Genomic DNA, 21,160 nt, shown 5'->3' on the forward strand with positions numbered 1-21,160 from the left:
ACCTTCCTAAAATTTTTCTGGGTTAACAAGGGCATAGCCTAGATAAATAAACAGTAAAACTGATACTATAATTAAAATTATCATATACCTTCTCCTTTCAGTAGTAACACTGGATAACTAAAGAGTTATCCCTACCTGTATTAATTATAGGTTAGAGTAACACTTTAATTTACCAATGTTAACCATCTTCTTTACTAGATATTTGTTTGTCACACCAATTAGTAAATAAAAAAGCTGCTACAAAGCATAGGAGTAATATTCCTGCAAAAATTATATCCTTCATATTATCCCTCCTAAAAATTAATATTTATATTATTAAATACAAGCTTAATGATTCTGTATCTATAACACACTAAGATTATACACCTATGCCCTCCTACAATTCGAAAAGTAAAACCTGTGCTTCCTTAAGGCTATTCGCCTTATAAGAGCTGATGTAGTTAAACTAACTTCTTCTTTCCTATGAAGAATCAAGTTTTCTTTATTTTAGATATAGTTTTTATATGTAAATTGACTTTTAGAGTTGTAAAATTTATACTAGTCTATATTAAATAAAGGTTTATAAGAGGGAGCATATCTATGATTAAGACCTTAAAAGGCAAATTTTTAATTGTTTATTTATTTTTAGTATTTACAATTGCAGTAGTAGGAATAGCCTCAATAGCCAATATCTATTCCTTAGAGAGAAGTATCCAAGGGTTAATGACAGATAATTATAAAAGCATAGATGCAGCTAGTTATATGCTTGAGGCATTAGAAGGTCAGAATTCTGCCGCTTTGACTTATATGAATATTAATAAAAATCAAGGTATAGCCAACTTTTATAACCATAGCAATAACTTTTACAGGTGGTATCATGTGGAGAAATCAAACCTTACAGAAGTTGGTGAAAAACAGCTTGTTCGGGAAATAGAAAATTCTTATGTACAATACTTGGCTTTATTTTCTCAGCTTCAAGAGAGGGCAGTAAAGAATAATACTGATGAGACCATAAATTTTTACAATAATAAAATGTATCCACAGTACAGTGAATTAAAAAAGCTTATTAGAGGTGTATCAAATCTTAACGAAGAGGCGATGTTTAACAGCAAGGAGCGAGTAATAAAAGACTCGGAGCAGTCTATGTATATTATTTCAATTCTGTTAGTTCTTTTTGTTTTATTAGGCTTTGCTGTTGCTTGGTTATCACTAAACAAATTTTTAAGTCCACTATATGCACTAAGAGATAATATGAGAGTACTTAAAGAAGGGGAATTAGACAAACAAACAGAAATAGTAAGCGAGGATGAGGTTGGAGAATTATCTAAGGAATTTAATGATATGACTAAGAGACTTCTTCAATTTGAGCAGAGTACCTTAGGCAAGCTTTTGGCGGAGAAAAATAAATCTTTAGCCATTGTAAAAAGCATTTCAGACCCCATACTTGTTATGGACACAGACTATAAAATAGTTCTGATAAATGATGCTTTCGAACAGCTATTTAACCTTAGTGAAGAGAATATATTAAATAAGTATTTTCTTGAAGTAGTGAGAAATGGTGAATTGTATGATTATATAAAAAATACATATAACTCAGATGAAAAGGAAGTACAACAGAAAATATTTTATTTTAGCTATAATCACAAAGATTATTACTATAATGTATTGGTTACTAAGCTTATGGAAGTTGACAATAAAAGATACGGCTTAGTAGTTCTCTTTCAAAATGTAACTGAGCTTAAGGAAATTGAAAAGCTTAAAGGTGATTTTATAGCCACAATATCACATGAGTTTAAGACTCCACTTACTTCCATAATGATGGGAGCAAGTTTAATTTGTGACGAAATTGCTGGAAATGTGAATAAAAAGCAAAAAGAGATAATATCTACCATAAATGAAGAAAGTGAAAAACTATTAAAGTTAGTCAATAACCTGCTTCATCTTTCTAAGTTAGAATCTAGTAAATCTATATTTAAACTAGAAGCTTACTCTATAGAAGTTATTATTGAAAATAGTATTAAAGGATTTGTTAATCAGGCATATGATAGGAATATAAGCTTACATTATAATTCAATTGATTCTGTCTCAAAGGTTAAAGTAGATTTCGAAAAAACAACTTGGGTTTTAAATAATTTAATATCAAATGCCTTAAAATTTACTCATAGAGGAGATAAAATAATAATTAGTTCTTTTATTAAGCAAAACAAGATGTGTGTATCTGTTAAAGATACCGGAGAAGGAATACCTGAAAACTATGTAGAAAAGATTTTTGAAAAGTTTGTTCAAGTTAAGGGTAAAGAAGACAGGGGTACTGGCTTAGGTCTTGCTATAGCCAAAGAAATAGTAGAGGCTCAAGGTGGTGAAATATGGTGTGAAAGCACCTTTGGAGAAGGCAGTACTTTTACTTTTACCATTCAATTGTATGAATAAGTTTAGCATAACAGGAGGTTATTATGAAGAAGGTTCTTGTTGTAGATGATACAAAAAATATAAAGCTATTGCTTACTACTTGTCTGGAGTTTACTGGTTATGAGGTTTTAACAGCAAGTAATGGGACAGAAGCTTTAGATTTATTAAAAAATGAGGGAGTAGATTTAATTTTTTTAGATATAAAAATGCCTGAGATAAGCGGTACAGAAGTATTAAGACGGATAAGGGCTATAGGAATAGAGACTCCCGTTATAGTAATGACAGCCTTTGGAACAGTTAAAAATGCGGTGGAATGTACTAAACTGGGAGCTATTGCATATCTTCAAAAGCCCTTTACTGCAGAAAAGGTAAGACATGTACTTAATGAAGTAGAGCCGCAGCTGGAAAGTGATGCGATTTCTACAGATAAATACATTAAAAAAGCTAAAGAACTATTAAAAATAGGAGAACTTCAGGAAACTTTTAATATATTGAAAAAGGCTTTATCCACTAATGTAAACAATGGCGAAGTATATGAACTTTTAGCTAGGATATATGAGCTTAGAGGGGATTTAAAAGAGGCGGAAAGATTCTATAATATCAGCAGGCAGTTTAAATAGTACTAGCCGTAGAGTTAATTATATAAAATTTGAGGTGTAGTTTATGTCTAAAAAATCTCCAGACCAATTTTTGAAGGAAATTGAAAACGCAAACAAAGGCAGACTTAAGTTATATATTGGAGCTGCTCCTGGGGTAGGTAAAACCTGTGAAATGCTCAGAGATGCCCACGAAATGAGAGAAACAAATATTGATGTTGTTGTTGGACTAGTTGAAACCTATGGCAGAAAAGGTACTGCTGAGCAGATTAAAGATCTTGAGCTTATTCCACTGAAGGAAATACACTATAAAGGTGTAGTTCTTAAAGAATTGGATTTAGATGGGATAACAAAAAGAAAGCCTCAGGTGGTTATTGTAGATGAGTTAGCCCATACTAATGTACCTACCTCTAAAAATAAAAAACGCTATCAAGATGTTTTAGAGCTTATAAACAGTGGTATTAGTGTTATGACTGCAGTTAACATACAGCATCTTGAAAGCTTAAATGATTATGTAAATAGAATGACTGGTGTAAAGGTTAGAGAAACTATTCCCGATTCTATGTTAGAGATTGCTGATGAGGTCGAGGTAATTGATATATCTATAGATGCCCTAAGAGATAGACTAAAAAGTGGAAAGATTTACAGCAAAGATAAAATAGAAACTGCTCTTAATAATTTTTTTAGAGTGGGAAATTTAACTGCCTTGAGAGAACTTACCCTTAGAGAAGTTGCAAATGAAGTAGATGAACACCTTATGGAGTACAAGAAGGAAAAACATGTTGAAGGTCTTGTTGGAGCACAAGAAAAAATACTTGTATGTGTTAATGTTAACTTTAATGCAGAGTATCTTATAAGAAGGGGTTACAGAATTTCAAAAATGCTAAAAGCTCCCCTTTACGTACTTCATGTGAGAAGGGAAAATATTTCAGAGGATAAAAGTAAATTAAGAAAACTTGATGATTTAACTCAGCTTTGTTCAAAACTAGATGCAAAGTTTCAGGTTGCCACCTCTAAGGATGCTGCTGTTCCCATAATTAAATTTGCTAAAGAAAATGGAATAACACAAGTTATAATTGGCCAGTCTGCGAGAACCAGGTGGCATGAAATATTGAGAGGATCTATTGTAAGAAAAATTATGAGGGGAACTAAGTATGTAGATGTATTAGTAGTAGCAGATCCTAGAGAATAAGGAATTAAAGGGATGGAAAATATTATTACCTATGCTTTTTCATATCATAAGAGTTTTCCATCTCTAGCATTGTCTTGTAATATTGTTTAGGGGAGAGCTCAAAGGTCTTTTTAAAAGCTCTTACAAAGCTTGAGTAGTCCTTAAAACCACATTCCAGGGACACCTCTGTTATTTGCTTCCCTTTTTTTATTAGCGATGCTGAAAGCATTAGTCTCTTTTGCTGAATATAGTTATGCAAAGTATAACCTGTTTGAGTTTTAAATTTATGCATGAGATAGTACTTACTCATGTAAAATTTAGAGGCAATATTCTCTACAGACAGGTCATCACCGAGGTTTTTATTAATATACTCCAATATACTTGAAATCCGCTTATCATATTCAACATCACTTTCTTCTTTATTAGTTTTCACTGCAAGATAGAGCCTGTTGATATAAACAATAAATTGAAGGAACAGAGAGTTTTTAAGAATAGCGCTTCCAAAGGAGTTATCATTAACAGCCTCTTCAAGAGAAGCTAAAGTAGCCTTAATACTGTTAACATTCTCTGGCATAAGGGTAAGTAAGTTTATTTTTTTTCGTGAGGAAAAACTAAAACAGGTTAGTAAATTGCTGCCTTCTACATTATGCAGTTCTAAAAACCTAGAATTTACCCAGATAATTATTCTTTCATAAGGTTCATCAGCGCTTATTATAGGTCTATGAACGTCATTGCTGCCTACGAAAAGCAAGTCCCAAGGCTTCAGCTTATATGCCTTTCCTTCTATTAAATAGGTTACATCACCGGATATAAAGATTATTATTTTATTAAACTCATGATAATGGGATTCAAACTCCAGACTCTTTCTATCTGCTAGGTGAAAATACTGAAAATCACCATTAAGATAGCCTCTTTTTACTTTTAATATAGCTTCTTCCTTCTCCACAATTATCTCCTTTACACACAGTATAGATATATTATAGCACTTTTTGCAATATTTGAAGCAGTTTTAGCTAGGAAAATAGTAAAAACTATGTGTATAATATATATTAGAATACATGGTATAATATTCTATCCATAAGGACTAATAGTTATTTATGAAAGGGAGTGGATGTATTGAAATTTTTAAAGGGATATAAGTCCTCTATAATATTGCTTGGTTCAATTATTATCGGAGGAATTGTAGGAATGGTTATGGGTCCAAAGGCATCGGTACTTCAGCCTTTTGGTGATCTATTCTTAAACTTAATGTTTACTGTAATTGTGCCCCTAGTATTTTTTAGCGTTGCTTCTGCCATAGCAAATATGGGAAGTATGAAAAGATTGGGGAAAATAATGCTTGGGATTGTACTAGTCTTTACCTGTACTGCCTTTGCAGCGGCGATAATTGGAGTTACTGGAGCATTAATTGCAAATCCAACTAAAGGGGTAGACCCAGGAATTATTCAAAAGGTCATAGCAGATACAGCGGAGACTGCTCAAAAATCAGAACAAACAGGGCTGCTTCAGCAGCTGGTAAACACCTTTACTGTTTCTGATTTTGTGTCATTGTTCTCGAGAAAAAATATGCTTCAGTTAATAGTATTTTCAATAATTTTTGGAATTGGAACAGTGCTTTCTGGAGAAAAGGGAAAACCTATTGCTAAACTTTTAGAATCTGGTACAACAGTGGTAATGAATGTAGTAAAAATAATAATGTATTATGCTCCAATAGGACTTGGCTGCTATTTTGCTACAGTAATAGGACAACTTGGCTCACAAATACTTCAAGGATACCTTAGAGCATTTATCCTATATGTAGTACTTGCAATAATCTATTATTTTGGTATGTTCACCTTATATGCCTTCATAGCTGGAGGAAAACCAGGTCTTTTCTCCTTCTGGAAAAATGCCATAGCTCCATCTATAACCGCTCTGGCTACCTGTTCCAGTGCCGCATGTATACCAGTTAACCTAGAGTATGCAAAGAAGATGGGAGTAACGGATGACATTGCAGAAACGGTAGTTCCTCTTGGGGCTAATACTCATAAGGATGGTTCTGTAATAGGAGGAGTTTTAAAAATTGTCTTCTTGATGGGGCTTTTCGGGAAAGATATGACCAGCGTTAAAGCGATAGTTGGAATAATATGCGTATCTTACTTAGTAGGTGCTGTAATGGGAGCTATTCCAGGAGGCGGAATGATTGGAGAGATGCTTATTATAAGTGTCTATGGCTTCCCACCAGAAGTTTTACCAATAATAGCAGTTATAAGTACAATTATTGATGCACCTGCAACGCTGCTTAACTCTACAGGAAATACTGTATGTGCTATGATGGTAGCAAGATTTGTTGAGGGAAGGAATTGGATTGCAGGAAAGGTAGAGAACTTAGGAAAGGCAGTTTCCTAAAAAAGTACAGACTTCAAAGCGTGGTATTCTTGAGTGATTAAAAAGAAGTATGTTTATTATATCATAAATTGCCCTCTCATCCCACCCTTAAAGGGTGTGAGATGAGGGGGCAGTTATTTGTAATTTAATCTTAAAGCACCAATCAATATTACTGGAAAATAGCAAGGAATTACCACAGTGTGTTAAGGAGGTATGGTTATTTGGAAGTTGTCTTACTTACAATGTTAGTCTTGAGAGTGACATAGATGTTTTAGTAATTATAAAGGAAGTAAAATTGATTTATCAAGATGCAGATAGTGGTGTTATTTTTTACATATTTTTTCACTGTTGAGTAATACTATAGCTATAACAAAATTTTCTAGATAAACTTGAGAGGTATCCTATGGTTCTAGTATTATATATTACAGTTTCCTGGTTAGTTATCACTTACTATATAACAGGTACAGAAAAACACGAGGTAATAAAAGGTATAATAATTTGTATGATACTGGTTATTGTGGAGGTAAACATAATTTTCAGTATTAGTCTAAATATGGAATTAATTAAGCTGACTGAAGATAAAATTAAATTCTTGGCACTTTGTTTATATGTATGTGCAATAACCCCCTTTCTGATAATAATCTTTATTGATAAGTTTAATACAGCAGATACACATTTAAAAAAGGCAGTATTGACAATTTTACTAATAGCACTAACTGCAATATTAGAAGCTATTAATATAGAATTAAGGCTCTATACCTATGCAAAATGGAGCTACCTCTTCTCTATACTTCTAAATTCTTTTTATATTTTAATATCTCTAGTGCTTAATAAAGGATTAGGTACCCTTGAAAAAAGAGGTGCAATGTATAAATGATTACTTATGACACTAATATGTTTAATAAAAATGAATGGTTTGTAATAGCATTATTAGCATTTTATATTTTAGTTTTTCTGCTGCCTAAACGATTTCCCTTATTTATATCAATAATATTCATCTTATATGGAATAGCTGTAGCTGGTGTTACCTTTGATTTTATATTAGGTGGTCCTACTTTAGACTACTATGATGATAATAATAATTCAAAATATGAAATAATTGATTTTTTACTTTACACCTCATATGGCTCCTTTAGTTATCTTATTGCTTATTTTTTTGATAAATTTAAATTAAAAAAACAATATGTAACCTTGTATGTTTTAGCTTTAGCAATAATGTCTATAGGAGTTGAATGGATAGGACATAGGTTAGGGGTATTTCATTATAAAAATGGATATAAGATAGAATTTTCTTTTCCTATATATTTAATGGTATACTCTATTCTTCTTATTCTCTATTTTAAGTTACATAGAGAGAAAAATTAAAAGACATTATGTTGATTAATCTTCTTTGTGTATATTATAATGTACATTGTAATATACACAAGACTGCTTACTAAAAATACCTGCATAGAAGGAGAAGGAAAATGTCAAAATCGTCCAATGATAGACGGACTATACGAACAAAAGAGATGATAAGAAAGGCTTTGTCAGAGTTAATTCAGGAAAAAGGCTTTAATGACATATCAATTACTGATTTAACTACAAGAGCTAATATAAATAGGGGAACCTTTTATCTTCACTATATGGACAAGTATGATTTGCTAGAACAGGTGGAAAATGAAGTAATGCAAGAACTTTATGAGAAAATAAAGATCATCGATTCTACAGATTTTATGAACATAGATGCTATAAGAGAACCTATGCCCTTTGTAATAAAAATATTTGAATACTTTAAGGAAAATTCAATGTTGATGAAGGGGATTTTAGGTCCAAAAGGGGATTCTAAGTTTCAAGCAAAGATTAAGAAGTTTATGGAGACTACTATATTTGAAAAGAAGCTGATTAAAACTTTTAACCCGGAAAATATGTTAATTCCAAAAAACTATTTTGTGTCATACATAATTTCAGCCCATTTAGGTGTACTTCAACAGTGGCTTGAAAATGGTATGGAAGAATCTCCAGAGGAGATGGCAGCAATATTATCCAAAATGTTTTTACTTGGTCCTTTGAAGGTGGTAGGGCTAAATAATAAAATACACTTATCTGATGACTAGATATATAATAATTAAAGAACTCTTATCACCATTAACCTATAGTGATAAGAGTTCTTTAATTTTAAGAAATTATCTACACTCCTAAATAATCCTTATCTACAGTTATAATTGCATTATGCTCAGGATGAAATTTCTTCAGTTGAACATTTATATTTTTCTGTAAATCAAGCTCTTCAGCTTTAGTAAGTGTATGATCTGCATCGATTACTACGTCAAAAATTAAATTTTTCTTTTCCCCTTCTCCTACAACTCTAAAATCATGAAAGGATTTTACTATAGGAATAGTCTTTAAAGCTTCTGTAAGCTCTTCTCTGGCAGCCAATATTTCCTCATCATCAGTAGTAACAGGGTCCATGTGTATTACCAAGTATATGTCTAGAGCAGCGGATATTTCTTTCTCTGCTCTGTCTATAATCTCATGAATTTTAACTACTGATATATTTGAAGGTACCTCTGCGTGAATAGAAGCAATAATTCTTCCAGGCCCATAGTTATGAACTAGCAAATCATGGGCTCCATCTATGTGGTCATAATCTAAGATCATTCTTTGAATATCTTCTACCAGTTCCTTATCTGGAGCAGCACCAAGAAGAGGGTCTAGTGTATCCTTTATTAAGTTATATCCAGCGTAAAGAATAACAGCGGAAACAACCATGCCTATGTATCCGTCTATAGGCAGTGAAGTAAATCTAGAAATAAAAAGGGAGAGCACCACCGTTGAAGAAGAAACTACATCACTAATGGCATCTACTCCTGAAGCTTTAAGGGCAGAGGAATTTATTTTAGTACCTATATTCTTATAGAATCTGCTAAGCCATATCTTGAATAATATAGAAACTAACAGCAGAACAAAGGGAATTACAGAGAACTCTACTGGAGTAGGATTTTTTATTCTCTCAAAGGAACTTTTAATAAATTCAAAACCTATTAACAATACTAAAAATGCCACTATTAATCCAGAAATATATTCTATCCTGCCATGTCCAAAAGGATGTTCCCTATCTGCAGGCTTATTAGAGAGCTTAAAGCCAAAGATAGTTACCAGGGAAGAGCCTACATCAGAGAGATTATTAAAGGCATCAGCAGTTACAGCAATACTATTTACAAGTGTTCCTACAGTAAATTTAATTCCAAAGAGAAGTATATTTACTAAGATTCCTATTATACCACCAAGGTATCCATATCTTTCTCTAACTTTTTTGTTTTTAACATCAGAGTAGTTTTTTACAAATTTTTTTATCAATAAATCTGAAACCATTACCACACCTCATTTGAAAATTATGATTAAATACAATGTACCATATATATCTTACCACAATGTGACATCCGTTATAAGTAAAACTTTACTCTCACAAGAGTAGTTGTCTAATAAAAGGATTTGCAGTAAGTTCATAGAATATATACTGTAGGGGATTTATAAAAGGGGAGTTATAAAATATTCATTTAACTTTAGGATATGTACTTCAATAGGGAGGAAAGTATATGTTGAGGGAAAAGTTAATAGTTTCTTTGGAGGATAGATGTGAAGGATGCAATAAGTGTATTCGTTCCTGTCCTCAATTTCTTGCAAATAAAGTAATAAATAAAGAGGGGAAGTTAAAAATTAATGTTAATCAGGAAAATTGTGTTTCCTGCGGGGAATGTATAAAGCAATGTCCACATAATGCTAGAGTGTATCTAGATGATACTAACAGCTTTACTGAAGCGTTAAAAAAAGGGCAAGAAATATCTGTAATTATAGCGCCGGCATTTATGTTAAATTATCCTAAGGAATATAAAAAGGTTTTGGCTTGGCTAAAAAAGAAGGGTGTAAAGCTTATATATGACGTAAGCTTTGGCGCTGATATTACTACTGTACTGTACATTAATGCTATTAAGGAGAAGGGACTAAAGTCAGTTATTGCTCAGCCCTGTCCAGTAATAGTAAACAGCATAGAAAGATACTATCCAAACTTAATACCTTATTTAAGCCCAATAGGTTCTCCAATGCACTGTGCAGCGGTTTATCTAAAGAAATATGATAATTTTAAAGGGAAGATTGCTGCTATTTCACCTTGTATTGGAAAGGTTGATGAGTTTCAGAGACATGGTGCTATTGACTACAATGTAACCTTTAAAAATCTAATGACTATTTATAATGCAGAAGGAGGCTCCTCAGAGGAAGCTGATTTTGACTCACCAGAAAGTCTGGTTGGATTTTGGTATCCTACTCCGGGAGGACTAAAAGAATCTGTTGAGCAGGTTTTTGGAAAAGGTTTTCACATTAAGAGAATAGAAGGTCCTCATCTGGTACAGGAGTATCTAAATGAGTTACATAAGAGACCTTATAATTTACCACTGCTAGTTGATATACTAAATTGTTCAGAGGGATGTGCAATGGGCACTGCCACTGAGAAGACCTTCACAATAGATGAAATGGATGCTTTGCTGTTAAAGAAAACTCAAGAAATACACTCCAGAAAAAAGAGTGTTTTCAAGAAATCCTTACTAATGGATATGGTTAAAAGCTTTAATAGAATATTGAAAATGGCTGACTTCCAAGTGACTTACAGTGACAGATCCTCAAAAGCCAGGTTGTCTGAGGAGGAAATAAACAATAGTTTTAGGAGCCTTCTTAAGTTTACTGAGGAAGAAAGAACTATTGACTGCTCCGCTTGCGGATATAAGAATTGCAGGTCTATGGCCGTTGCAATTGCACAGGGGAACAATGTGGTGGAAAATTGTCTTGAATATAATAGAAAGAAAGTTCTTGAAGAGCATGAAAAAACCATTGAAGAGCATAAGAAGGTTGAAACCTTACTATCTAAAACTCAGGAGGTTTCAGTACTTCAACAAGAATTTTTGGACAAGTTAAATAACAATATATCTTCTATATACAATGCTCTAAATGAACTAACTACAATTACTGATAACACAGCTCAGGATATGACAAATGTAACGGAGAAAATGAAATTTATAGACAAAGCCTCAAAGGATGCGGTAGATGAGGTAGGTAATTTAAGACTTAGCTTCCATGGTTACTTACAGATGTCAGAGGTTATAATGGGAATTGCTTCTCAAACAAATTTATTGTCCCTTAATGCTGGTATTGAAGCTGCCAGAGCTGGAGAGGCCGGCCGGGGATTTGCAGTAGTAGCTTCAGAGGTAAGAAACCTTGCAGAAGAAACGAAGGATACGGTGTCAATGGCTACTGAAAATAATGAAAAAGTACAGTCAGCTCTAGATAGTATTGTTTCACTGATAGACATCCTAGGAACTTCTATAAATGGAGTAAGCACTAATATTGAAAATGTACTTGCTGCTGCAAAGGAGACAAGTGCCTCAGTGGAGGAGCTGACCTCTACTACAGAACATATTGTATCGGAAGCAGAAAAGTTAAATAGAGATCTATTAAGAAAATAAAACATATTTGAAGTCATACCTTGTTATAAAACTGCAGTTTTGACTTGATATTTAAACCTCGGAGAAATTCGAGGTTTAGTTTTGCATTTAAAAAATAGACAATTTTTAAGAATCTGTCTATTAATAGTCACATATAGATATTCTGTTTATTGAACATAGGTGTACACTAAATTATAATGATTACATAGAAATAATAGACACATCGTTCATTAATTTTAATAAAAATCATATCAATTAGATTAGCTTTATATAATATAGTTTTTTCTAGAGAGGAGTGAATCCATGGAAAATAAAAAAATTACAGGTTCGCCCTGTATTAGAATTGAAAAGGTTAATAGAGCTTTCGGAGAAAAACAAGTACTTTTTGATATTACTCTAGCAGTACCTTATTCTCAAATTTTAGGATTGCTTGGCCCTTCAGGGTCTGGTAAGACAACCTTGGTAAAAATGATTGCCGGAGTTGACAGTCCTACCAGTGGAGAGGTATTTGTACTAGAGGAAAAAATGCCAAAGCTTTCAATGATGAGTAAAATAGGATACATGGCACAGTCAGATGCACTATACGGAGAACTTACTGCAGAAGAAAATCTGAAGTTTTTTGCCTCTATGTATAATCTTACAAAGGAAAAGCAAAGGGAGAGAATTAAGGAAGTTATGGAGCTTGTAAATTTGTCAGAGCATTTAAAGAAACAGGTGAAACAGTATTCCGGTGGTATGAAACGACGTCTATCTCTTGCCATTGCACTACTTCATGAACCTCCAATTTTGATACTGGACGAGCCTACCGTTGGTATTGACCCTGTTCTCCGTAAGTCTATATGGGAAGAACTCTACAAGCTGCAAAATAGAGGTACTACCATAATTGTTACTACCCACGTAATGGATGAAGTTGAGAAGTGTAACAACCTTGGAATGATTCGTGATGGCAAATTAATTGCGGTAGGTTCCCCAGAGGAGCTTAAAGCTGCCACTGGTTCATCTAATATTGAGGAGGCATTCTTGTACTACGGAGGTGAAGGAAATTGAGAATAAAAGCAGTTATGATTAGAATCTTGCTTCAGCTAGCTCATGATAAGCGTACTATTGGTCTAATGATTTTTGCACCAATACTAGTATTAACCTTAATGTCCTTTGTCTTTAACGGTACAGATTACCATCCAAAGATTGGAGTAGTTAACGCACCTCTTAATCTGGTTAATAAACTAGAGGAGGACGATGTAAGGATAATTAGGTATGATGAGAGCAGTGCTTATGAAGCACTAACCTCTTCAAAGGTTGATGCAATAATTAATTTCGAAAGAGGAGTTCCCAAAATAAAATTAGAAGGCAGTGACCCAACTAAAAACAAGGCTGTCATTATGTCGGTGCAAGGGGCAACCCAGCAGTTAATGCCTTCTACTGAGCCAGATATTACTTATTTATATGGTTATGAGGATATGGCTTCCTTCGATAACTTTGGACCTATACTTATTGGTTTCTTTGTATTCTTCTTTGTCTTTTTAATAGCAGGAGTTGCCTTTCTTAACGAACGTACCAGCGGTACCTTAGAGAGACTTCTTGCTACACCTATAAAGCGGTGGGAAATTGTTATAGGTTATTTACTAGGCTTTGGAGCCTTTACTATAATACAGTCTGCACTTATAGCTTGGTTTTCAATTAATATTCTCAATATGATGATGATAGGCTCCTTTGCCTTGGTACTTATAATAACAATATTAACTGCAATGGTTGCTCTTACCATAGGTACATTTATATCTGCCTTTGCTAGTAATGAATTGCAGATGATTCAATTCATACCAATAATTGTGGTGCCACAGGTGTTTTTTTCTGGGCTATTTGATTTAAGTACTATGGAGCCATGGCTGCAGGCTATTGGAAGGTTTACACCTCTATGGTACATAGCAGATGCTCTTAAAAATATTATGATAAGAGGAAAGGGCTGGAATTCTATTAGAGTGGATGTCTTTGTTCTAATAGGAATTTGTATATTTTTCATCATAGCAAATATATTGGCTCTTAAGAAATACAGAAAAATATAAGTAAATGAGGTGAAATTTTATGAAAAAATTATTTATATGCCTTTTATCCGCTGCTCTTATTACCACAGGCTGTTCTTCAAAGTCAGGTACTTTAACCTTAAAAGGGGATATTGAAAATAATATTATATCAGCAAATAGTACTGTTGCAGGGAAGATTATAGAAATGAAAAAAGAACAGGGACAACCAGTAAAAAAAGGTGAAGTTATAGCTGTAATAGATAATACAAATCAGAAATATACTGTTGAAGGGCTGCAGGCAGTGGTTAATATGAAAAAAGCAAAGCTGGAGGAGTTAAAGTCAGGAACTCGTCCAGAACAAATAGAGCAGGCAGAGGCACAGGCTCGTGCAGCAAAGGCACAGGTAGATCTTTTAACCTCTGGTAACAGAGCTGAACAAATAGAACAGGCTAAAAATACTGTTTCAATATCTGAAGAAGCTTTAAACTCTACAAAGTTAACCTATGACCATATAAACACACAGTATAACAATACTCTAAAACTGTACCAGGTAGGTGCAGTATCAAAAAGTGAATTAGATGATGCTAAATATAAATTAGATACAACCTCAAAACAACTTTCTACTGTACAGTATCAATTAGAAAGTTCAAAACAACAGTTAGCTTTATTACAAAATGGTTCCACTCCTCAAGAAATTGATAAGGCAAGGGCAAATTATGATGCAGCAGAGGCACAGGTCAATTTACTTAAAAGTGGGGCAACAAAAGAAGCTATTGAAGCAGCACAGGGAGATTTAGATCAAACCATTGCACAATTAAATCAGGCTGAAAATAATTTAAATAACTGCAGCATTGTAGCTTTAGCTGACGGAATTATAGTAAGTAAGAATTTTCAATTAGGTGATATAGTTAATGTAGGAAGCAATATTGCAGATATAGCTATTAAAGATGATTTATACCTGCTTTGTTATATACCAGATGAATATCTAGGTAAAATTTATTACAATCAGCCTTTAACAGTAAAGACCTCCATTGGTACTCAAACTGGTAAGATTAGTTATATTGCTTTAAAAAATGAATACACACCTAAGGATAAACAATCTACCTCAGAAGGAAAGCACATAGCTACTAAGATAAAGATTGCCATAAAGGACAGCAAAGGAATATTAAAGTCTGGAATGACTGGAGAAGCTCAAATTCCTTTAAAGTAGTCATCGGATAAAGGTAAACCTTCTCTATAGATTAAGTCTTCATGACGAATATTATGCATTTTTGAATAACTGCTGACATTTTGCAGAAAACTATAGTTGATATTTGTTAAAGGAGATTTGCTATGAGGTATACATTAATACGAATAACAATGGCTTCATTATGGATTACAAGTGCATATAAATGGGGGGACTTAAAAAACTGGAAGAGATATTATCCCACTATGTTGTTCTTTGGCATGGGAAATCTTATTTACCACCTGGTCTTTTGCGATAAACCTTTATGGAAATTTCAACCTGACCTTATAGTACCTGCTATAAATGAGCTATTTATAATATTTACAATATTTTTTGCAACTACACTACTATTTCTATCTAATCTTCCTAAAAAGTTATCACATAAGGTTGCTTATATAGCATTATGGGTTGCTATTTATATAAGCATAGAATTATTTACAACTTCCATTGGAATGCAGAAGAATTATAATGGCTGGAATATATGGTGGTCCTTACTTCACAATGTTGTTGTATTTCCTTCACTGATTATTCACCATAAGAACCCTATTTTAGCATGGATTATCGCTTTTATTCTTCTTGGATTTATAATGAAAATCTTTAACATCCCTTTTTTACAGAAGTAATCTTTTAGTTAATAAATGAATAGAAGCTGTTAAAAGGAAAATAAGTTGTTTCTAAAGGCAAGTTCTTGTATAATAAAAGTAATGAGGTAAAAGATGGCAATTTTTCCTTTAAGCTGAATGAAAGATTCAACAAAGCTTACAAGAAGTTGCATACATAGCTTCAATTAATTATGTTAAAACTGAAAAGTGAGGGGATAAAAATGATTTGTAAAAAATTAGGTTCAAATTGGGTTATAAGAATAGATAAAGGTGAAGAAATCGTAAGCAATATTAAAGAAATATGTGAAAAAAACAATATAAAGGCTGGCTTTATAAGTGCAATTGGTGCTGCAGATAAGGTTAAGATTGGACTTTTTAATACAAATACAAAGGTTTATCATTCAGAAACTTTAAGTGGAGATTTTGAAATTACAAATCTTACTGGAAATGTATCAAGAAAAGATGGTGAAGTATACATTCACTTACATATAACTGTCAGTGACGAAGAGTATAAAGCTTATGGCGGTCATTTAAATGAAGCTTGGATAAGTGGAACTTGTGAAATGCTTTTAACAGAAGTGGATGGAGAAATAGGAAGACAGTTTGACGACAACTCAGGATTAAATATTTTTGAATTAAAATAAATTATACACTAATATGTTAAGATATATACAATAGATTATAGAATAGTTATACTATAAAAGAGCAGTATTCCTAATAGGGTAACTGCTTCTTTAATTTTATCCATATTTATAGTTAAAGCTATATCAAAATAGTAATTTTAGAGAGATGAGAAAAATGAGATTTGTTAAAAAATTTTTATTTCACAGAGTTGCTTTCGTATTTTTAGCAATATTAATACAACTTTTAGTTATAATAGCTGCAATTTTAAAGTTTTATAACTATTTTGCAATCTTCTATGGAGCAAGTATATTTATAAGTGTAGCTGCTCTATTATGGATTATTAATAAAAATATGAATCCGGCATATAAGATTGCTTGGATAATACCTATACTGCTCTTTCCTATCTTTGGAGGGCTATTTTATATTTTTTACCGTGGCAACAAACTAAGCGAAAGACAAAGGAAGAAAATGAAATCTATAGTAGATAAGACTAAGGATTCCCTTAAGCCACAGCAATCTATTTTAGAAGAGATGAAATTAAAAAGTGAAACTGCTGCTAATCAGTCCAGATACATTCAAAATTATGCCTATTCCCCTCCTTTTAAGAATACAATAACGGAATATTTTGCAATTGGGGAATTGAAATTTGAAAGGCTGAAGGAAGAACTAAAAAAAGCAGAACATTATATATTTCTGGAATACTTTATTATTGAAGAAGGTGTTATGTGGAATAGCATACTGGATATACTAGTAGAAAAAGCAGCTGCCGGTGTAGATGTTCGTGTTATCTATGATGATGCAGGCTGTATATTTACTTTGCCCCATAGGTATGACAAAAAGCTTGAAGAAATGGGCATTAAGTGCTGTATTTTTAATTCTTTAATTCCTGTATTGTCTTCAAGATTGAATAACAGGGATCATCGTAAAATCGCAATAATTGATGGACACACAGGCTTTACAGGAGGCGTTAACCTGGCTGATGAGTACATAAATGAATTTAGAAAACACGGTCATTGGAAGGATGCAGCTATAATGCTTAAGGGGGAGGCTGTATGGAGTCTCACTGTAATGTTTTTAACAATGTGGGGTTATCTTAGAGGAACCTATGAGGATTTTAACCAATTCAAGAATGACAATTTACCACATAAGGCACAGGAGAAAGATGGATATATCCAACCTTTTACAGATAACCCATTAGATGATGAAACTGTTGGTCAAATAGTGTATCTAAACTTAATAAACAAAGCAAAAAGATACCTTTATATAACTACACCTTATTTAATTATAGATAATGAAATGATAACTGCACTATCATCCGCAGCTAAAGGGGGAGTGGATATTCGTATAATTACTCCTCATTATGCAGACAAATGGTATGTTCATGAGGTAAGCAAATCCTATTATAAAGTTCTTGTGGATAGTGGAGTTAAAATCTATGAATATACTCCAGGGTTTATTCATTCAAAAACCTATGTAGCAGATGATGAATATGCTGTTGTTGGTACCATAAACATGGATTTTAGAAGCTTATATTTACATTTTGAATGTGGTGTTTGGCTGTATAATTCTGAGGGTATTGTAAATATTAAGGAAGACTTTCTTAGTACTTTAAAAATGTGCAGACAAATTACAGTAGAGGACTTCAAAGATGTTAAATGGTATAAGGCACTAGCAAGGTCAGTATTACGTATTTTTGCTCCCTTAATGTAAGCTTGAGGATGTATTTTAAAATAGTGAGCCTCATAGGTGGCTGTAAGGCCCACTACTTTTTCCCATCTTCGGTATACAACGATTTAGTCTTCGCTTGTTCTGTCTTTAATAAAGTGATAGTGCTGCTCGGTTATATAGGTCGGACCTGAAATAAAATGAATATGTCCGCCAGGCACTGGATAATCAGGACTTGTTTGCATTGTATAATAGTGTCTGTGTCCATCAGCAAAGTCCGTATATCCTGTTATATAATGAATATGACGCACTCCTGTAGGTGCTGGAGAGGTTTTTCCAGAATATCCATGACTGTGCCTGTCGTTAACTGAAGTATAGCCTGAATAATAATGAGTATGGTACATTTTTACACTCCATTAATATTGCTCACACTTATATAATATGTGACATATGTTGTGTTTTGTGCTTTAATATTCTCATAAATACAGTGCAATAAAAAAGGATAACTAAGGAGGGAGCTAATAGTGAAGGCTCCATTTGCTCCCTCTTATTAAGTAGATGACAGTAAAAATATATGATAAGATATTATTGAAAACTACATTGGCTTAAGGAATATATTCTGAGGAGGAATTAATTATGAATTTACAAGATATCAAAGAAGGTATAGTGACAAATGTATATCATATAGATGCTCAGAAAAAAGTAGCATTACATAACCACCCGAAGCATGATGAAATTTTTTATTGCATAAAAGGGGAGGGCTTTGGAGTATTAGAAGATAAAGAGGTAAAACTTGCAGTTGGAAGAGAATTTATTGTTCCAGCGGGAGAAATGCATGCACTTAGAACAGACAGTAATCTCTATGTAACTTCTTTTTTAGTTCCAGTTGTGGAATAATAAACACCCTATTTCTTAGCGCTGTTAAGAAATAGGTTTTTTTATTATTAGATAAAAGGATTAATAATATCTTGTGGAGTAATTGTACTTCCAATTAAATGAATAATAAATAGGCCTGAGCACAGAATAAAATAAGAATGATATGATTAAATGATGAGAGACAAAGGGAAGTGAAAAAATGATTTCTTCGCTATTTTTATGCCACGGAGGACCAACACTTGTGGTGGAAAAAAATGAATACACTAATTTTCTTAAAGACTTAGGGAAAAAACTAAATCCTAAAGCTATAGTCATATTTACAGCACACTGGGAAAGCGAAATCACCACAATTTCCTCTTTAGACAGTACTTATGATATGATATATGATTTTTATGGGTTCCCAAAAGAATTATACTCTATAAAATATCCTGCTCAAGGTTCTGTAGATGTAGCTTCAAAGTTGCAATCCATGTTAAGGGATCATGGCATTGAGAGTAAGCTTGATGAAAATAGGGGATTAGATCATGGTGCCTGGGATGTGCTTTATTTAATGTTTCCAAAAGCAGACATACCTGTTATTCAAGTATCTGTAAACCCTGAGTTATCAATGGAAAAACAATATGAAATAGGAGAAGCAATTAGGGAACTGGGGAAAGAAGATATCTTAGTGATAGGAAGCGGCTCAACTGTTCATAATCTTTCTACAGTGGACTGGAATTCAGAAAAAGCTGAAGAATGGGCAGTGGAATTCGACAACTGGCTTATAGAAAAGGTAGAAAATAATGACAGGGAAGTTTTGTTTAATTATAGACAGTTAGCACCCTATGCAAAACTTGCTGTACCTCGTGAAGAGCATATAGTTCCTATGTTTATAGCCATGGGAAGTGGAAATAATCATAACCCAAAGCTTTTACATCAAAGTTATGTATATGGAACCTTAAGTTATATATGCTTTGAGTTTTAATGTAATGTAAAAGTATGTTCAGGATTTGTGAAAGTAGATAAAAAATAATATATATAATAATATGTAACAATGCCTTTTCTAGCAATAGAGAAGGCTATATTTATGTAACAAAGTAAGACACTTATTAATCAAGTGTAAGAATAAAAGCTTAGAATGATGAATAGAGGACAACAACTTCTATGGTATAATAGAGACAGAGAATTACTAAATTCCGCTAATTAATATATTAGTTTACAGTATTTATATAATTACAGCTTTATAATGTAGACTTAAGTAGATTTAATAGATAATTTAGTGTAAGTTTAGGAATACTTAACAATTACTTTGTATACTTATGGTATAGTTTAGAAATAGAAGGCTTAGAATTTAGTGCTATTTACAGGTAGATGAAGAAAGGAATGTAGTAAGAAGATGGAAGAAAAAAGGGAACTAAGTTTAAAACATATGAGAATATTAAAGACAGAATTGACTAGATTTCTAATGACTTACAAGTTTGGTTTAGACGAATTGAATACAAAAATTGATATTTTAAAGCAGGAATTTCAGTATGTTCATGACTATAATCCTATTGAACATGTTAAATCGAGAATAAAGACACCGGAAAGTATTTTAAAGAAAATTTATAGAAAAGGATATGAACTTTCACTGCCTTCTATAAAAGAAAATATTCAGGATATTGCTGGAATTCGTATAGTTTGTTCATTTGTATCTGATATTTACAAGTTAAGTGAAATGCTTCAAAATCAAAAGGATATAAAAACTATTAAGTGTAAGGATTACATAAAGAACCCAAAACCTAATGGATACCAAAGCCTGCACCTAATCCTGCAAGTTCCTGTTTTTATGTCTGACAGAGTTGAAGATATCTGTGTGGAAGTACAAATTCGAACTATTGGCATGGATTTTTGGGCAAGTTTAGAACATAAAATCTATTATAAATACAATAAAGAAGTACCTAAGCATCTAACGGATGAACTTAGAGAGGCTGCTATTTCAGTGGCTCAGTTAGACAAGAAGATGGAGAACATAAATAAAGCAGTTAACAGTTTTAAGGAAGCTGATAATCCTGAATATGAATTACAGGAAATATTCATTGACGATAAGAGCTTTTATCTCCCAGACGAGTTTTTACGTGTTTGGTAAGGGAGTTTTCAGCACTAAAGGTTAGTTAAGGTGAAAGACCTTGG

Annotated in this window: 22 protein-coding genes; 18 read left to right on the forward strand and 4 right to left on the reverse strand. The window is 32.8% G+C overall.

Annotated features, from left to right (window positions below):
- Positions 1-6: 6 nt before the first annotated feature.
- A complete protein-coding gene (gene kdpF, locus N4T77_RS20250; RefSeq protein ID WP_396125078.1) occupies positions 7-84 on the reverse strand; it encodes a K(+)-transporting ATPase subunit F in 78 nt (25 codons plus the stop codon).
- A 495-nt stretch (positions 85-579) separates the two neighbouring features.
- On the opposite strand from kdpF, the gene N4T77_RS01355 reads away from it, so the two are divergent.
- From N4T77_RS01355 to kdpDN, 3 genes are read left to right on the forward strand one after another with little or no spacing between them, the layout of a single operon-like run.
- Positions 580-2,409, forward strand: a complete 1,830-nt coding sequence (locus N4T77_RS01355; RefSeq protein WP_261669912.1) for an ATP-binding protein — start codon at positions 580-582, stop codon at positions 2,407-2,409.
- Between the two features lie 23 nt (positions 2,410-2,432).
- Positions 2,433-3,008 carry a sigma-54 dependent transcriptional regulator gene (locus N4T77_RS01360; RefSeq protein WP_261669913.1) on the forward strand — a complete coding sequence of 192 codons (576 nt, stop codon included), beginning with the start codon at positions 2,433-2,435 and terminating at the stop codon, positions 3,006-3,008.
- A gap of 43 nt (positions 3,009-3,051) precedes the next feature.
- The gene (kdpDN, locus tag N4T77_RS01365) at positions 3,052-4,176 is read left to right on the forward strand and encodes a KdpD-like non-kinase potassium sensor (RefSeq protein ID WP_261669914.1); all 1,125 of its coding nucleotides are present in this window, start codon (positions 3,052-3,054) and stop codon (positions 4,174-4,176) included.
- A gap of 25 nt (positions 4,177-4,201) precedes the next feature.
- Here the strand turns inward: kdpDN and N4T77_RS01370 are convergent, their stop codons facing one another.
- The gene (locus N4T77_RS01370; RefSeq protein ID WP_261669915.1) at positions 4,202-5,101 is read right to left on the reverse strand and encodes an AraC family transcriptional regulator; all 900 of its coding nucleotides are present in this window, start codon (positions 5,099-5,101) and stop codon (positions 4,202-4,204) included.
- 170 nt (positions 5,102-5,271) lie between these two features.
- On the opposite strand from N4T77_RS01370, the gene N4T77_RS01375 reads away from it, so the two are divergent.
- The 5 genes from N4T77_RS01375 (at position 5,272) to N4T77_RS01390 (ending at position 8,618) form a co-directional block, all read left to right on the forward strand.
- A complete protein-coding gene (locus N4T77_RS01375; RefSeq protein WP_261669916.1) occupies positions 5,272-6,543 on the forward strand; it encodes a dicarboxylate/amino acid:cation symporter in 1,272 nt (423 codons plus the stop codon).
- A gap of 151 nt (positions 6,544-6,694) precedes the next feature.
- Complete coding sequence (locus N4T77_RS20255; RefSeq protein ID WP_396125079.1) at positions 6,695-6,874, forward strand: nucleotidyltransferase domain-containing protein; 180 nt, start codon at positions 6,695-6,697, stop codon at positions 6,872-6,874.
- A gap of 51 nt (positions 6,875-6,925) precedes the next feature.
- Positions 6,926-7,399 carry a hypothetical protein gene (locus tag N4T77_RS01380; protein WP_261669917.1) on the forward strand — a complete coding sequence of 158 codons (474 nt, stop codon included), beginning with the start codon at positions 6,926-6,928 and terminating at the stop codon, positions 7,397-7,399.
- Positions 7,400-7,416: 17 nt separating this feature from the next.
- Positions 7,417-7,887: a hypothetical protein gene (locus N4T77_RS01385; protein ID WP_261669918.1), complete on the forward strand. Its 471-nt coding sequence runs from the start codon at positions 7,417-7,419 to the stop codon at positions 7,885-7,887.
- A 101-nt stretch (positions 7,888-7,988) separates the two neighbouring features.
- Positions 7,989-8,618: a TetR/AcrR family transcriptional regulator gene (locus N4T77_RS01390; protein WP_261669919.1), complete on the forward strand. Its 630-nt coding sequence runs from the start codon at positions 7,989-7,991 to the stop codon at positions 8,616-8,618.
- A 73-nt stretch (positions 8,619-8,691) separates the two neighbouring features.
- Here the strand turns inward: N4T77_RS01390 and N4T77_RS01395 are convergent, their stop codons facing one another.
- Entirely contained in the window at positions 8,692-9,876 is a 1,185-nt protein-coding gene (locus tag N4T77_RS01395; protein WP_261669920.1) for a cation diffusion facilitator family transporter, read from the reverse strand.
- A 224-nt stretch (positions 9,877-10,100) separates the two neighbouring features.
- On the opposite strand from N4T77_RS01395, the gene N4T77_RS01400 reads away from it, so the two are divergent.
- The 7 genes from N4T77_RS01400 to cls all read left to right on the forward strand — a co-directional run bounded on the left by N4T77_RS01400 (position 10,101) and on the right by cls (position 18,178).
- Positions 10,101-12,020 carry a [Fe-Fe] hydrogenase large subunit C-terminal domain-containing protein gene (locus N4T77_RS01400; protein WP_261669921.1) on the forward strand — a complete coding sequence of 640 codons (1,920 nt, stop codon included), beginning with the start codon at positions 10,101-10,103 and terminating at the stop codon, positions 12,018-12,020.
- A 282-nt stretch (positions 12,021-12,302) separates the two neighbouring features.
- Positions 12,303-13,046: an ABC transporter ATP-binding protein gene (locus N4T77_RS01405; protein WP_261669922.1), complete on the forward strand. Its 744-nt coding sequence runs from the start codon at positions 12,303-12,305 to the stop codon at positions 13,044-13,046.
- Complete coding sequence (locus N4T77_RS01410) at positions 13,043-14,059, forward strand: ABC transporter permease (RefSeq protein ID WP_261669923.1); 1,017 nt, start codon at positions 13,043-13,045, stop codon at positions 14,057-14,059. Before N4T77_RS01405 ends, N4T77_RS01410 begins: the two co-directional genes overlap by 4 nt.
- Positions 14,060-14,078: 19 nt before the next feature.
- The gene (locus N4T77_RS01415) at positions 14,079-15,227 is read left to right on the forward strand and encodes an HlyD family secretion protein (protein WP_261669924.1); all 1,149 of its coding nucleotides are present in this window, start codon (positions 14,079-14,081) and stop codon (positions 15,225-15,227) included.
- A gap of 122 nt (positions 15,228-15,349) precedes the next feature.
- Complete coding sequence (locus N4T77_RS01420) at positions 15,350-15,865, forward strand: CBO0543 family protein (protein ID WP_261669925.1); 516 nt, start codon at positions 15,350-15,352, stop codon at positions 15,863-15,865.
- A 200-nt stretch (positions 15,866-16,065) separates the two neighbouring features.
- Positions 16,066-16,488 (forward strand): PPC domain-containing DNA-binding protein, encoded by a 423-nt coding sequence (locus N4T77_RS01425; protein ID WP_261669926.1) that lies wholly within the window; start codon positions 16,066-16,068, stop codon positions 16,486-16,488.
- 154 nt (positions 16,489-16,642) lie between these two features.
- The gene (gene cls, locus N4T77_RS01430) at positions 16,643-18,178 is read left to right on the forward strand and encodes a cardiolipin synthase (protein WP_261669927.1); all 1,536 of its coding nucleotides are present in this window, start codon (positions 16,643-16,645) and stop codon (positions 18,176-18,178) included.
- Between the two features lie 83 nt (positions 18,179-18,261).
- Here cls and N4T77_RS01435 read toward each other — a convergent pair whose 3' ends face one another.
- The gene (locus N4T77_RS01435; protein ID WP_261669928.1) at positions 18,262-18,537 is read right to left on the reverse strand and encodes a YmaF family protein; all 276 of its coding nucleotides are present in this window, start codon (positions 18,535-18,537) and stop codon (positions 18,262-18,264) included.
- 232 nt (positions 18,538-18,769) lie between these two features.
- Here N4T77_RS01435 and N4T77_RS01440 point away from each other — a divergent pair, with 232 nt between their 5' ends.
- The 3 genes from N4T77_RS01440 (at position 18,770) to N4T77_RS01450 (ending at position 21,116) form a co-directional block, all read left to right on the forward strand.
- Complete coding sequence (locus N4T77_RS01440) at positions 18,770-19,030, forward strand: cupin domain-containing protein (protein ID WP_261669929.1); 261 nt, start codon at positions 18,770-18,772, stop codon at positions 19,028-19,030.
- A 178-nt stretch (positions 19,031-19,208) separates the two neighbouring features.
- A complete protein-coding gene (locus tag N4T77_RS01445) occupies positions 19,209-19,973 on the forward strand; it encodes a class III extradiol ring-cleavage dioxygenase (protein ID WP_261669930.1) in 765 nt (254 codons plus the stop codon).
- A 411-nt stretch (positions 19,974-20,384) separates the two neighbouring features.
- Complete coding sequence (locus tag N4T77_RS01450) at positions 20,385-21,116, forward strand: GTP pyrophosphokinase family protein (protein WP_261669931.1); 732 nt, start codon at positions 20,385-20,387, stop codon at positions 21,114-21,116.
- Positions 21,117-21,160 lie beyond the last annotated feature (44 nt).

Source organism: Clostridium sp. CX1 (assembly GCF_025398335.1).
GTDB lineage: Bacteria > Bacillota > Clostridia > Clostridiales > Clostridiaceae > Clostridium_AM > Clostridium_AM tanneri.

Bases quoted from the DNA above. Each gene is read 5' to 3' on its own strand.
- N4T77_RS01450 (WP_261669931.1), top strand. From the start codon at position 20,385: ATGGAAGAAAAAAGGGAACTAAGTTTAAAACATATGAGAATATTAAAG.
- kdpDN (WP_261669914.1), top strand. From the start codon at position 3,052: ATGTCTAAAAAATCTCCAGACCAATTTTTGAAGGAAATTGAAAACGCA.
- N4T77_RS01360 (WP_261669913.1), top strand. From the start codon at position 2,433: ATGAAGAAGGTTCTTGTTGTAGATGATACAAAAAATATAAAGCTATTG.
- N4T77_RS01415 (WP_261669924.1), top strand. From the start codon at position 14,079: ATGAAAAAATTATTTATATGCCTTTTATCCGCTGCTCTTATTACCACA.
- N4T77_RS01420 (WP_261669925.1), top strand. From the start codon at position 15,350: ATGAGGTATACATTAATACGAATAACAATGGCTTCATTATGGATTACA.
- N4T77_RS01390 (WP_261669919.1), top strand. From the start codon at position 7,989: ATGTCAAAATCGTCCAATGATAGACGGACTATACGAACAAAAGAGATG.
- N4T77_RS01435 (WP_261669928.1), bottom strand. From the start codon at position 18,537: ATGTACCATACTCATTATTATTCAGGCTATACTTCAGTTAACGACAGG.
- N4T77_RS01400 (WP_261669921.1), top strand. From the start codon at position 10,101: ATGTTGAGGGAAAAGTTAATAGTTTCTTTGGAGGATAGATGTGAAGGA.
- kdpF (WP_396125078.1), bottom strand. From the start codon at position 84: ATGATAATTTTAATTATAGTATCAGTTTTACTGTTTATTTATCTAGGC.
- N4T77_RS01395 (WP_261669920.1), bottom strand. From the start codon at position 9,876: ATGGTTTCAGATTTATTGATAAAAAAATTTGTAAAAAACTACTCTGAT.
- N4T77_RS01355 (WP_261669912.1), top strand. From the start codon at position 580: ATGATTAAGACCTTAAAAGGCAAATTTTTAATTGTTTATTTATTTTTA.
- N4T77_RS01380 (WP_261669917.1), top strand. From the start codon at position 6,926: ATGGTTCTAGTATTATATATTACAGTTTCCTGGTTAGTTATCACTTAC.
- N4T77_RS01425 (WP_261669926.1), top strand. From the start codon at position 16,066: ATGATTTGTAAAAAATTAGGTTCAAATTGGGTTATAAGAATAGATAAA.
- N4T77_RS01405 (WP_261669922.1), top strand. From the start codon at position 12,303: ATGGAAAATAAAAAAATTACAGGTTCGCCCTGTATTAGAATTGAAAAG.
- N4T77_RS01445 (WP_261669930.1), top strand. From the start codon at position 19,209: ATGATTTCTTCGCTATTTTTATGCCACGGAGGACCAACACTTGTGGTG.
- N4T77_RS01440 (WP_261669929.1), top strand. From the start codon at position 18,770: ATGAATTTACAAGATATCAAAGAAGGTATAGTGACAAATGTATATCAT.
- cls (WP_261669927.1), top strand. From the start codon at position 16,643: ATGAGATTTGTTAAAAAATTTTTATTTCACAGAGTTGCTTTCGTATTT.
- N4T77_RS01385 (WP_261669918.1), top strand. From the start codon at position 7,417: ATGTTTAATAAAAATGAATGGTTTGTAATAGCATTATTAGCATTTTAT.